General features: G+C 55.6%; 11 protein-coding genes. 4 read left to right on the plus strand and 7 right to left on the minus strand.

Annotation, left to right across the window (positions count from 1 at the left end):
• Window positions 1-133: 133 nt before the first annotated feature.
• Window positions 134-532 (plus strand): DUF4168 domain-containing protein, encoded by a 399-nt coding sequence (locus MARLIPOL_RS02125; protein ID WP_012136414.1) that lies wholly within the window; start codon window positions 134-136, stop codon window positions 530-532.
• Between the two features lie 169 nt (window positions 533-701).
• Window positions 702-1,805, plus strand: coding sequence for a TRAP transporter substrate-binding protein DctP (gene dctP / locus MARLIPOL_RS02130; RefSeq protein WP_012136415.1), 1,104 nt, complete (start codon window positions 702-704; stop codon window positions 1,803-1,805).
• Here the strand turns inward: dctP and MARLIPOL_RS02135 are convergent.
• The 3 genes from MARLIPOL_RS02135 to MARLIPOL_RS02145 are packed head-to-tail and all read right to left on the minus strand — an operon-like array spanning window position 1,782 to window position 4,712.
• Entirely contained in the window at window positions 1,782-2,582 is an 801-nt protein-coding gene (locus MARLIPOL_RS02135) for a mechanosensitive ion channel family protein (protein WP_012136416.1), read from the minus strand. The two genes, dctP and MARLIPOL_RS02135, sit on opposite strands and share 24 nt — an antisense overlap.
• A 12-nt stretch (window positions 2,583-2,594) precedes the next feature.
• On the minus strand, window positions 2,595-3,830 hold the full coding sequence (locus MARLIPOL_RS02140; protein ID WP_012136417.1) for a hypothetical protein: 1,236 nt from the start codon (window positions 3,828-3,830) through the stop codon (window positions 2,595-2,597).
• A 33-nt stretch (window positions 3,831-3,863) separates the two neighbouring features.
• The gene (locus MARLIPOL_RS02145) at window positions 3,864-4,712 is read right to left on the minus strand and encodes a 23S rRNA (adenine(2030)-N(6))-methyltransferase RlmJ (RefSeq protein ID WP_012136418.1); all 849 of its coding nucleotides are present in this window, start codon (window positions 4,710-4,712) and stop codon (window positions 3,864-3,866) included.
• A 138-nt stretch (window positions 4,713-4,850) separates the two neighbouring features.
• Between MARLIPOL_RS02145 and MARLIPOL_RS02150 the strand changes: the two genes are divergently transcribed.
• Window positions 4,851-6,164: an MFS transporter gene (locus MARLIPOL_RS02150; protein ID WP_012136419.1), complete on the plus strand. Its 1,314-nt coding sequence runs from the start codon at window positions 4,851-4,853 to the stop codon at window positions 6,162-6,164.
• 164 nt (window positions 6,165-6,328) lie between these two features.
• Window positions 6,329-6,625, plus strand: a complete 297-nt coding sequence (locus MARLIPOL_RS02155; protein ID WP_012136420.1) for a DUF6316 family protein — start codon at window positions 6,329-6,331, stop codon at window positions 6,623-6,625.
• A gap of 332 nt (window positions 6,626-6,957) precedes the next feature.
• Here the strand turns inward: MARLIPOL_RS02155 and MARLIPOL_RS18950 are convergent, their stop codons facing one another.
• The 4 genes from MARLIPOL_RS18950 to MARLIPOL_RS02175 all read right to left on the minus strand — a co-directional run bounded on the left by MARLIPOL_RS18950 (window position 6,958) and on the right by MARLIPOL_RS02175 (window position 11,963).
• Window positions 6,958-8,391, minus strand: a complete 1,434-nt coding sequence (locus MARLIPOL_RS18950) for a thrombospondin type 3 repeat-containing protein (RefSeq protein WP_012136421.1) — start codon at window positions 8,389-8,391, stop codon at window positions 6,958-6,960.
• A 23-nt stretch (window positions 8,392-8,414) separates the two neighbouring features.
• Window positions 8,415-9,479 (minus strand): OmpA family protein, encoded by a 1,065-nt coding sequence (locus MARLIPOL_RS02165; RefSeq protein ID WP_012136422.1) that lies wholly within the window; start codon window positions 9,477-9,479, stop codon window positions 8,415-8,417.
• 413 nt (window positions 9,480-9,892) lie between these two features.
• Window positions 9,893-10,255, minus strand: coding sequence for a DUF4870 family protein (locus MARLIPOL_RS02170; protein ID WP_012136423.1), 363 nt, complete (start codon window positions 10,253-10,255; stop codon window positions 9,893-9,895).
• 61 nt (window positions 10,256-10,316) lie between these two features.
• Window positions 10,317-11,963 carry a methyl-accepting chemotaxis protein gene (locus tag MARLIPOL_RS02175; protein ID WP_036190291.1) on the minus strand — a complete coding sequence of 549 codons (1,647 nt, stop codon included), beginning with the start codon at window positions 11,961-11,963 and terminating at the stop codon, window positions 10,317-10,319.
• Window positions 11,964-12,121: the final 158 nt, after the last annotated feature.

Below are 12,121 nucleotides of genomic sequence, written 5' to 3' on the forward strand. Positions count from 1 at the left end.
TTACCATTACGTCAAATTAACGCAACGAAACTATAACAATCTGTTTTTATTGAACTTTAAATAAAAACAGATGCTGGCACGCACTTTGATACCCACAGGATACGAACGCAAATGAAGAGAAAGGAGTAACGCTATGAATAAGCTTTTCACCTCACTCGCGGTTTCCGTGGCCCTGCTTGCCGCAGGCCCTGCACTGGCCCAACAGAGTCAGCAACAGGGTCCGGCTCAAACCGAGAAGAGCGGCTATAGCAATCCCGCTGCTTCAGGCACACAGAAAACCACGTACAACGACGCGGAGCTGAAGAAATTCGTCAAAGCTCAAAGCGGCATCAATGACATCCGCGACGAGTACATGAAGAAGATCGAGAATGCGGATTCCCAGGAAAAAGCCCAGAAGCTGCAGATGGATGCCAACGACAAAATGGTCACCGTCATCGAAGACTCTGGCCTGGATATTCCGACCTACAACGCAATCGCCACGGCCTACAACAGTGAGCCGAGCGTCCGCAACCGGGTTGATGCGCTGATGTAATCAGTCTGCCCGCGATCAACGTCAGTTAAAGCCCCGCAGAGCGAGCTGCCTCCCGGCAGCTTCCTCTTCGGGGCTTTCGCATTGGCGGCAATGCCAACCACGAAAACCGCCATCTTGTGGTACCTTGTAACAGGAGACTCGGACCAGAAAATTCATTGGAGACACGCACATGCCACCATTTCGCCCCTCGCTTACCCTGCTCCTCTCAGCAGCACTGATTACGCTGATCGGCTGCTCGGAACCGCAACAGGAGAGGGAGCCAGAGGCAAGTGGCTCGGACAACGGCGTGTCTGACTACCCGGTCACCTGGCGATTCGCACTGGAGGAAATCGAAGGCAGTGTCCAGCATGTGTATGCCAATGAACTGAAGGAGCGGATCGAGAGCATTTCCGATGGCAATATTGAGCTGGATGTATTCCCCTATGGCTCCCTGGGCACATCAGCCCAGCTGACAGAGCTGACACAGGATGGCTCCGTTCACCTGGCCTTCGCTTCCCCCGGTCACCTGGCGGACACCATCCCGGAAGTGGGGGTATTCACCCTGCACTTTGTGCTGTCCGATCACAAAGAGGTGAATCGTGATCTACTGGCCAGCGACCAACTTCTGGATCTGTTCAGCGCCCCCTATGCCGAGCACAATATGAAACTCCTGGGCTTCGTGCCAGAAGGCTGGATGGTGTGGACCGCCAACAAACCCCTGCGTCGCCCCGAGGACTTTCAGGGGCTCAAGATACGTACCATGACTGCCAACCTGGCCGCGGAAGCCTACCGGGCTTATGGTGCCGATCCTCAGCCTACGCCCTACTCCCAGGTTTACAGCGACCTCCAGTTGCAGCGGATTGATGGCCAGGCCAATCCGGTCTTTGCCATTGAGGAAATGGGGTTCTATGAAGTTCAAAGTACCATGACCTTTGCACGCCCGGCACAGTTCATTGCCTCGGTGGTCTCTAATCGCGAATGGTATGAAGCCCTGCCTGGTGAACAGCAGCAATGGCTGGATGATGCCCTCGCAAAGGTTGCCCAGCAGATTTATCGTAAACAGGCTGAGCTGAACGAATCGAGGCTGCTAAAAATCACTGAGGACAGCAATATCTCGCTGGTGAGACTGACCGAGGAGGAGCGCGAGCGCTTCCGGGAAGCCAGCCTCAGTGCCCGCGACACCTATGTTGAACGGGCAGGTGATCGCGCTGAGAACATACTCAATACGATGCTGGACATGATCGCCACACGGGAACAGGAACTGGCCGGCTCAGACAACGGCGACGGGTACTGACACCATCCGGACGCCCTGCGTCGCCAGAGCTTCCGCTCCCCGCGCTGTCAGGTCCGTTATAAACCGGAACTGCTCCCTGGGCGCCAGGGGATAGGCCTTTACCTTGTACTGCATGCCATAGGGGGTATTCCGCACCGTCACTAACACTGGTTGCCAGGTTTTCACCAACGGACTGGTGTAAGCCATATCCCGCAGAAGTGACAGCACGGCGCTGACATCATGATGGGGCTCGACGTGAAACTCTGTCACGCACATCAGATTGTCCGTGCCATCATTAGCGTTGGCGATCAGGGCTGTCCAAAGGGTGCTGTGAGGAATGATCACCACGTCGTCGTCCGGAGTGACAATCTCCGCTGACCGGGTACCGATTGACTTTACTTCCCCGTATTGCCCGTTGACCTCTATCCAGTCTCCAGGACGGTAGGGCATCTCATACAGCGTCACGATTCCGGCAATCAGACTGTTGGCGTAATCCTTGAAGGCAAAACCCAGGGCGAGGCCCAGGGCGCCGAAAATCGCAACCATATTCTCGAACGACGGCTCCACCAGCACCGGAACCACGAGAATGATGGTGACCACAATGACCACCAACCGCAGCAGTGGAACCGAAGCCAACAGGTATAACCGTGGCTTGCCGCCCAGAGTATGCGCCAAACGCGGCAACAAATTCTGCACCAGCATGATCAGGATCGAAGCCAGCACCACCAGAAAGAGTGCTTCCAGCAGCGCGTCGGTCGTGATACCGGAAAATGCGCCGCTTAAATCAAGATCGCCCATACACCACTCCTGTCAAAAAGCATCAACGGGGAAGCCGTCGCTCTGCAGCTGCCGGCGAATGGCGGGATAGCCCAGCGGCGTGACCCGCCATACCCCGTCACTCTCGTGGTATTCGACCAGATCCGCCCTGAGCAGTCGATTCAGCGCCAGGGCTGCCTCATGACCCTTCATCCCTGTCACCAGCTCAAGACGATCGCCGCCCAGTCCATCGTGCAGCAACAAGGCATGGAGAATGAACGCAAGCCCACGACCCGCTGCAGATGGCACGACGGGAAGACTGAGCTTATTCAGAGGAGCAACCCAGCACTGTGCGCGCACCGACTGATGATCGCCCTTCTCCAGCGGCTCCAGCTGCTCTTCTTCGGGTCTCGCCCGCAGCGCCTTTTGCCAGATTCCCAGCGCAATCCCGGGGATTCCCCTGGACAGGGCAGCCAGATCGCGGAGGAAGTTCGCCGTTTTCTGCCCCTCGCCCAGAACATCAGGGTCCGAAGGAAGCACCCATAACCCGGTATCAGCCATTCTCGCCACAACACCAGAGTCGCTGGACGGGACACCCAGACCACCAAGCCAGAGGCCAAGCTTGCCTGCATCCATGGGGGCAGGCGTCAGCGGCTGGAAACGCGCGTCCGGCAGGTAATAACTCCAGAATTGCCAGCACCAGCTGGAGCAACCAATCAAGCCCTCTCCCGCCTCACCGGCGGCAACACGCCGCAACAGCTCCCGCACCAGCGCCAGTCCGGAACGGTGCCGGAGCCAGAAACTCGCCAATTCGGGAATCACCCAGGGTGTCGAGAAATCGCAGGCGTCCCACCACTCTCGGGCATCGCTGTCGGACATCAGCAGGTTATCCGGGGGCATGATCAGGTGTCTGGAGTGACCAGAGTCCTCGTCCGCCAGCACTGTAAGGGCTTTCCGCACGCCAGAGAAAGGCGGTGCCACCAGAAAGCTCACGGGATTATTCACCGGACTTTCCACCACAGATTGCAGCAACAGCCTGGCGATACGGCCGTAATCCGGGTCTGGTGCAAACCGTTCAATCTGGCCCCGCGACAGTACGGGAAGATCATCCAAGCTTTCGAATGCCTCATCATCCGGGGAGAAGCCAGCCCTGACCTGGATCCAGGTATTGCGTAAAGCGCCCTTGATCGAACGATGTACGGATGTTTCCGGAAGCCGCCAGCTCTCCAGTGGAATCAGGCCTCCGGGCAGCTCCGGGTTAATGGTTTCCTTTTCGGCGACGTTGGCCAAGCAACACACTCCCTCACAACCAAAAAATGCGACTTACTCCGGCACCAGCCAGTCCATGGACGCTGACAGCCCCAGACAATCGTCACCCGAGACATCCGCCAGCATGGCCGCAAAACGTTCATCGAAGCCCCAGGGCGGATTAACAATCAGCAGTCCCGACCCGACCATACCTCTGGCCGGAGGGCGATTGAGGCGAATTTCACTACAGAGCACCCGCGATACCGGGCCATCCACGACCGCCTGCTTCAGGGTCCGCTCCAGGGAGGACGTGAGTATCGGATACCAGACAAGATAGACGCCGTGACGGCATTTACGCCAGGCGCTGGCCAGGGTATCCGCCACCGCGACGTAATCGGATTTGACCTCATAGGAAGGATCGATCAGCACGAACAGTCGTGGTAACGGTGGAGGCAATTGACGCAACAGGCCACGAAGGCCATCCTCACGAAAGACCCGAACCTTGCCCCGCCCGGCCCAATCCTCCAGGTGCCGTCCCTCGGTCGGATGAAGTTCAAACGTGGTCAGTGAGTCCTGGGGGCGCCCGAAGCGCCGGAACCACTCTGGTGAACCGGGGTAATGGTCCAGGGTTGGTCTCCCCCGGCTAATATCTTCGAGTGCAGCAATCAAGGGCCGCCAGTCTTCATTCAGTGAAGACGCCTGCTCGCCGGCAAGCATCCAAAGCCTCTGAATGCCCTGCTCCGCTTCCCCTGTTTTCAGCGAACGCTCGCTGCGCAAATCATACAAAGCGCTGCCGGCGTGGGTGTCAAAACAGGCAATGCCGGATGGTTTGGCCTGTAGCATCCGGAGTGCAAGAACCTGGGCCGCGTGTTTCTGGACATCGGCAAAGTTTCCGGCATGAAACCCATGAAGGTAGCTGAGCATGAAGCATCCTGTAGCGGTCGGTCATCGTATGTCCGCATTAAGCCCTAAGATCGGAAGGGGAGCAAGCTAACTGGGGCCCGCTCGCTCGCCCGCCCTGTTATCATTCCTGACGGATCCCCGTTTCCTGAGGAGGCAAGTTTGTCATCGAAGTCCAGTAACACAGCGGAACAGCTCTACGCCCTGATCGCTAATGAGGAAGACGCCAGGGTCTGCAAGGACATTCCCGATGAAGCCTGCCGCGAGGTTCCCCGCAACTTCTTCCTGATACTGGCCAGTAATGTCCTGACCAAGCTCGGAGATTTGCTGATCAGCCCCAAGACCGTACTGGCGTGGCTGCTGAGCGCAATAGGCGCCCCCGCCCTGGTCGCCTGGCTGGTCCCCATTCGGGAGTCGGGGTCCATGGTGCCGCAGATGGTCATTGGGGCCTGGGTGCGACGCAAGCCGATAAGAAAATGGTTCTGGACAATGGGTAGTTTCGGCCAGGCGCTCAGTGTCGTTGCAATGGCAGCCAGCGTTTGGTTTTTGGAGGGATATGCGGCCGGTGGTGGTGTGATTGCCGCCTTGATTGCCTTCTCCCTGGCGCGGGGATTCTGCTCGGTCTCCATGAAAGATGTACAAGGTAAATGCATTCCCAAGACCCGCCGAGGCCGCCTGTCCGGGCTGGCAACGACCATCGGCGGAACAATCACAGTGTTGCTGGCAGCCCTCCTGTTCTGGGATCGGGGTGATCCCGGTATCGCGTTCTACGCCGTCCTTCTGATATTGGCTGCCATGCTGTGGGTCATTGCCGGCTTTCTTTTCGCGGGCATACAGGAACACCAGGGCGAAACGGGCGGTGGCGGCAATGCCATCACGGATGCACTCAAGAGCCTGTCGCTATTGCGGGACGACGCACCTTTTCGCCATTTTGTCATAACCCGAGCGCTATTACTCTGCTCCGCTCTGGCTTCACCGTATTTTGTGGTTCTGGCCCAAAAGGGAGCAGATAACGGCTGGCTGTTGGGAACGTTCGTTCTGGCCAGCAGCCTGGCCAGCTCCGTGAGCGCCAGTATCTGGGGCTGGATGGCGGATACCTCCAGCCGGCGGGTAATGATTCGTGGAGCCGCCATTGCCAGCTCTGTCTGTCTCATGGTTGGCTTAATCGCACTGGTTACCGGAGAGCAATCCGGAAGTGTCTGGTTCTATCCGATCGCCTTTTTCGTTCTGAGCATTGCCCATGCCGGCGTCCGACTTGGCCGAAAAACCTATCTGGTCGATATGGCAGGGGGCAACAAACGCACGGATTATACCGCTGTAAGCAACACCGTAATCGGATTCCTGCTACTGGTGACCGGGGGATTCACAGCCCTGATTTCGATGATTTCCGATGTCGCGGTCATCCTGACGCTTGGCTTGATGGGGATGGCGGGCACGCTCAGCGCCGTACGACTGAAGGAAGTGACTGAAAATTGACCCAAAATACCATAGCCCACGTCACAGTAAGCAATGAATTGTCATGCATAGCCCGTAGTATCCGTGATAGCCGACATGAATCTACTGGCATCGGCATTAGCAGCAAAACAGGGAATGTTGATTCGCGTAGTAGTTCTGAAATCAATATCCGTTGAGGATTGAACATGCGAGCAGATCTGAATATTCCTTCCAGCCATGAAAAGCGGCTGATCCACACAGCGTTTGGTTGGTACGCCCTCACCCGCGAACAGTCCGACCTGGGCCCATTTCCCAGTAAACAGGAAGCTTCCGAAGCGCTGACTCGCCATATCCAGGTTTATAAGGGAGTGAACACCCGTAACGACCATGGCGACAAACCGCACACCGGAATATCACTCCACGATTCCGCGCACTGTCACAAAACCAACTGCGCTCTGTGTGCCGAAGCCTATATTCTCCGCCAGGGAATGATTGCCTCTTGACCACGGATCAACACCGAATGGATGAGGTCGAGCAGGATATGCTCGTTCCTCGTCATCGGCGACATAGGGTGTTCATAGCGTTACTTCAATTCTTCATTGGTCTGACCGCGGCGCACTGGGTAAGCAGTCTCTGAGCGTTACTCTCCATCAACCGAAGTTCACCCCCCCCTTCTGTAAAGCTCCAAGCCTAATGTTTGGACGGTCATGCAAGTTTCTTCAAGCAAAAGCACATAAAAAAGCCCCCTCCCGTAACGGAAGGGGCATTTATTTTGCTCCAGGATTTAAGACTCCCTACGCCAAAATCAGGAGCTCCAGACCTGAGCAGCCATGCACTAGGGCAAGGAGACTTCTGTTTTGCTCGAACACACTGAGAACACATTTACCTCGCTCAACAGAGAGACGAGGGATGGCTGAAACTCTACCTCAACTCCATCGAAGCGCTCAGAGGTCTGGAATACCAGAAAGCTTTGTTCGTTGCCATCAAGCACACCGGAGGCGCCTAACAGGTCCAGATCAAACACTCCGTCGCCGTTGCTCTCCTGCTGAGTAACACCGTTCAACGTTGTGCGAACAATGAGCTCGCCACCAAGCAAATCAGCCTGTAACGCCTGAGCACTTTCGGCAAACGCAACACCGACTACATTGGGCTCCTGGTAGGCAAATCCGGTAGTCGTGGCCACTTTCAAGGTGATCGTGGACAGGCCCAGCAAATCAGTATTCCGCATGGTTGCCGAGTTGCTCAGATCATCATCCACTACGTTGGCTGGGCTCTCAACATCACAGATCAGCCCCAACCCCAGCAGACAACCGGAGGTATCCTTCGAGGCCGTAGCACTAATGTCGGTATCACTGGCCAGCATGGGGGTAAAATCTTCACCCTCAGTACCGCAGGCAAACTCGGCATCATTTACCGCATCACAGGCATCACCGATGCCATCACCATCCGTATCTTCCTGACCCGGGTTCGGTGTAAGCGGGCAATTATCCTGCGGCTCCAGCAAACCACCGTCGTTGCTTACGCCATCACCGTCAATATCGTCGTCACAAGCGTCGCCGGTGCCATCACCATCCAAGTCTTCCTGATCCGGGTTCGTCACTGCCGGGCAGTTGTCAGAGCCGTCGGGAATACCATCGCCGTCGCCGTCCGCTTCACAAGCATCACCAACACCATCCCCATCGGAGTCAACCTGGCCCGCATTTGCAAAAAGAGGACAGTTATCGGTGTCATTCGCAACACCATCGCCATCAGTATCATCATCACAGGCGTTACCAATGTCGTCGCCATCCTGGTCGGCCTGGTTCCGATTGGGCGTCAGGGGGCAGTTGTCACCACCTTCGCTAACAGGAATCGCAGTGAAGCCTCCACTCCCGTCGTCTTCCTTGTCAGCTACACTGTCGCCATCGGCATCAGTATCACAAGCGTCACCCTTCAGGTCTCGATCTTCGTTCTCCTGGCCCGCATTCGCAATGGCTGGACAGTTATCTTCACCATTAAGAACACCGTCACCATCAATATCCGCACTCGCCAGAATGTCCGTATCACAAGCATCGTCAATGCCATCGGCATCCTGATCAACACCAGAATTTACAGTGTCGGGACACGAGTCTTCGTTGTCAGGTATGCCATCACCGTCGGCATCAAACACCTGGGAATCTCCGCCCACTCCTGCACCGGAATCTCCACCGCCATTCGACTTACAGCCAGCCAATGCCAGCAGTGCCGTGAACAGCAACGCCATATACCAGTTAAATCGAGTCATTCTCATTATGAAACTCCTATTACCAAAGCTCAGCGGGAGAGCACGTTGAATTCAACGCGACGATTCCGCTCCCGTCCTTCTTCCGTGTCGTTACTGCGAATCGGACTGGATTCACCGTATCCATTAGCGGTCAACTGATCCGGATCAACACCGAGGTCAATCAGATAGTCGCGCACTGCATCAGCCCGCTGCTGGGACAGCTGCTGGTTGTATGTCTCGGAACCAACGCTGTCGGTGTGTCCGGCCAATTCGACGTCCATATCCAGCTGACCTTTGAGGGCATCAGCGGCACGGATCAGAATGTCTTTGGCATTGGCGGTCAGGCGATTGGAGTTGAACTCGAAGGTAACACCACGCAGAACCACGGACTGCTCCTGATCGGTATCAACACAGCCCACCGAATTCACGTTCAGTCCTTCCAGGGTGTTCGGGCACTGGTCGACACCGTCAACTACGCCGTCACCATCGGAGTCTGCGAAGTCTTTCTCTACCACGACTTCGCGCTCAACAATCGTTGTCTTTTCGACAATCTGTTTACGAGTAGCGCCGATCGGGACTGTGAGCCCCAGGCTGAACTGGATGTCAGACAGACCATCATCAAAGGAGTCGTAAAAATAACGGGCGTCACCGCGAATGCGGAGCCCGGATTGAGTCAAGGGAGACGTCATCAGACCGAGCCCGACGTTGGCAAAGCCGCCGAACTCACTTGAAGTATTATTGGCAACGTCGTTTCGGGAGACGCCACCGCCGATCAGACCGTAAGGGGTAAATTCCTTATCACCAAAGAAACGATAACTCAGATCTACGCCCAGTCCCTGTTGATAGTAGTCAGTAAACGCCGACTGATCGGTTTCAATGACACCAGAGAACCCCTGGGGCTCAACCCACCAATGCTTATCCAAACGAATACCGTAAATAACTCTTACCGCTGAGCCATACTCATCGGTGCGGTCGCTGTCTGGTTCAATGTAGACACCCATGACTGATAGCTCTGTGGTGTGCTGGACACTGTCCGTAGCCTGTGCAACATCCGGTGCCAGCGACACAAGCAAGCTTGCGGCCAACAACGAAGGTATCTGTATCGGCTTCCTCATTCCAAATGATCTCCCTTATTGTCTGAACGGTAGCCACCATGCGATCTGACTCACACGCTAACTGCCCAGAGTATAGGACAAATGCTGGCAAAAAATGGCCAGAATGCCGCTTACAAAAGGCTACAGAAGCCATGACACTTTCGGGTGACTACGAAAGGACTAGATGGAAATCAAAAGAATGATCAGGAATTAAAGAGGGATGACTGACTACAACTTACTGAATAGTAATGACTTTTTAGTAAACTTTGGAGGCAGGGTAAGATGGATGTCAACTTCAGGAACACAGGCCGCCATAAAATGGTCCAACAATAAGGTTTTTTCGCGACCATTTTTTGTCAGAAAATATTCTAAAAAAAAGTAACTTTTTTAATTGAGCAAGGACACCGATCACATAATTGTTGTTTTTTAGTAACCTAAGGCGCCTTTCCGTCATTCAGAGCCAGAGCTCCCTTCACAATCCGAAAGATCAGCCAGATGGAAATACCCAGCAGCACGAACCAACCAATGATGAGTGGCGTGGTAACAATGCCGATTACCGTCCACAGCAAGCCAATCCAGAAAGTACGAATCTGCCAGCGGAAATGGGGCTCAATCCAGGTGCCCCTGACGTCATCCATCTTGACGTAGTTGATGATGACACCGACAAGCCCCGTGATTCCTCCCAGAAAGAAAGACAGCCCCTGCAGGATATACACCAGCACAGCCAGATTGCGGGCCGGCTCGGAACGGCGAGCATTGGAATCTGAATCGGCGGGGGTGAATTCGGGGTCAGTCACGGGTAGCTCCAGTCAGGTCGATGGCCGAAGTCTACCACATGCCCGATAACGCGTAAGGCCCTCAGTCTCCGTGATTATCCGGACGGTAACCGACGCGAAAGCCACCCCAGTGACGACCATTAACATATACCGGCACTGACAGGTCATGCATGATTTCACCGGTATCCCGCCTATACGTCTGCAACAACATATCCTGGGTGTGATTTCCACATCGCGCCCCAGTGCGATCATTGAACAGTCGCTTACTGCGGCTCTTCACCAGGTCAACGTCAGGATCGCCAGTCGGGGCATGGGCAAATTCCCGGTTATGAGTCGGCACGTAACCATCCGGCGCCGCTGCAATGGCAAACACCACAGCACCATGTGAATCCCTGGTTGCCTCCTGAACGGACGGCAAATACTGGTCGGTAAACTGGTCAAAAGCACTGGAATACTTCTGGGGCCGGGTGTTGGGGACCGGCGTCCGGGTTTTATCGAACAAGGCACTTTGGGTAAGCTTGCCATCACGAATGGCCTGTTCGAACAGCTGGCCGATTCTGTCCGCCCCATCCTTTGCCTGCTGATAGAAGAAGCGGTGATAGCTGGCATCACTGTTGAGGGCAAATGCGGCATTCGCTTGCTCAGCCAATTCCATCAGCGTTGCCGCCTGTTCCGCCAGCGACTTCACACTGCTGTCGCTTTCGGAAATCTGATCGCGAACCGTGCCGATGGCCGTGAACACCCGCTCCAGACTCTGCTCGTTGTTCTGATCATTTTCCGCGATTCGAGCCACCTGCTGCTGCAGATGGTCGGACTGATCGCGAATCTGATCCAATTGTTCACCTACGTTTTCAACAGAGACAAGGCCTTCCTCGACACTTCGGGCAAGGTCTTCAATACGGGTAACAATCAGCGAGGTGTCGGTACGAATATCCTGCAAGGTCTCCGCCACCTCGCCGGTAGCCTGAGCCGTTCGACCGGCCAGTTGCCGTACTTCGTCCGCCACCACGGCAAAACCGCGCCCCTGGTCCCCCGCTCTTGCGGCCTCGATGGCGGCGTTCAAGGCCAGCAGATTGGTTTGCTCGGCGATACCCTGGATGGTGGTTGTGACACCCTGAATCTTGTTGGATTTCTCGTTAAGCTCCTGGATCAGCCTGAGGTTCTCGCCGGACTGCTGATGCACCACCCGCACACTTTCAATAGCACCGGTCAACGCCTCGCGGCCCTCGGCGCTGATCTGGCTCGCTTGCTGCGCCATGGTTGCCGCATCCGCTGCCTGACGGGATGACTCCCGGACGGTTTCTGTGATCTGGCCGGTGTAATCCGCCATTTGCGCGGTTTCTTCCACTTGGCGATCCAGCCGAATCTTGAGCTGGTCTGCAGCGTATGACACCTGGGCAGCGGAAATGGCGTTCTTGTCAGCACTACCGGAGAGCGTTTCAACCAGCGCACGGCCCGCCCTGGCATCCGATACCAGACTGCCGCAAAGATCCCGTAGGGGGTTCTCATCGGACAGCTGACCAGAGCCAAGTTCTTTCAGCCCCCGCTCAACCGGCTCCAGAACACGCAGGACAAAATAGACGGAAGCGGCCACCAGGCCAACGATGATCCCGATAAGTAGTGACGGAGCGTCCAGACCGGTCACAGCGGCCACCAGCATGCCGATGCCCCCGATAGCAATCGCCAGGATTGCCCCCATAAAGACCACAGGTCGCGAAAGTAATGCCATGCCAACCTCGAAAATGAGTTTTCTGAATCAGACTTGTTATTGAAGGCCATTTCGGAGCTTACTGAAGTGAGGTGAGTGAAGATCTCATACTTTAGTTGATTTGTTATCGTTTAACGGCACAGGGAGGTGTGACTAAAGCAGCAAAACGAAAACGGGGG

The sequence above is a fragment of the Marinobacter lipolyticus SM19 genome, assembly GCF_000397065.2.
Taxonomy (GTDB): Bacteria; Pseudomonadota; Gammaproteobacteria; order Pseudomonadales; family Oleiphilaceae; genus Marinobacter; species Marinobacter lipolyticus.

What these genes read in the sequence shown, in the direction of transcription:
- MARLIPOL_RS02125 (WP_012136414.1), top strand. Translation starts at nt 134, where the DNA reads ATGAATAAGCTTTTCACCTCACTCGCGGTTTCCGTGGCCCTGCTTGCC.
- dctP (WP_012136415.1), top strand. Translation starts at nt 702, where the DNA reads ATGCCACCATTTCGCCCCTCGCTTACCCTGCTCCTCTCAGCAGCACTG.
- MARLIPOL_RS02135 (WP_012136416.1), bottom strand. Translation starts at nt 2,582, where the DNA reads ATGGGCGATCTTGATTTAAGCGGCGCATTTTCCGGTATCACGACCGAC.
- MARLIPOL_RS02145 (WP_012136418.1), bottom strand. Translation starts at nt 4,712, where the DNA reads ATGCTCAGCTACCTTCATGGGTTTCATGCCGGAAACTTTGCCGATGTC.
- MARLIPOL_RS02155 (WP_012136420.1), top strand. Translation starts at nt 6,329, where the DNA reads ATGCGAGCAGATCTGAATATTCCTTCCAGCCATGAAAAGCGGCTGATC.
- MARLIPOL_RS18950 (WP_012136421.1), bottom strand. Translation starts at nt 8,391, where the DNA reads ATGAGAATGACTCGATTTAACTGGTATATGGCGTTGCTGTTCACGGCA.
- MARLIPOL_RS02165 (WP_012136422.1), bottom strand. Translation starts at nt 9,479, where the DNA reads ATGAGGAAGCCGATACAGATACCTTCGTTGTTGGCCGCAAGCTTGCTT.
- MARLIPOL_RS02175 (WP_036190291.1), bottom strand. Translation starts at nt 11,963, where the DNA reads ATGGCATTACTTTCGCGACCTGTGGTCTTTATGGGGGCAATCCTGGCG.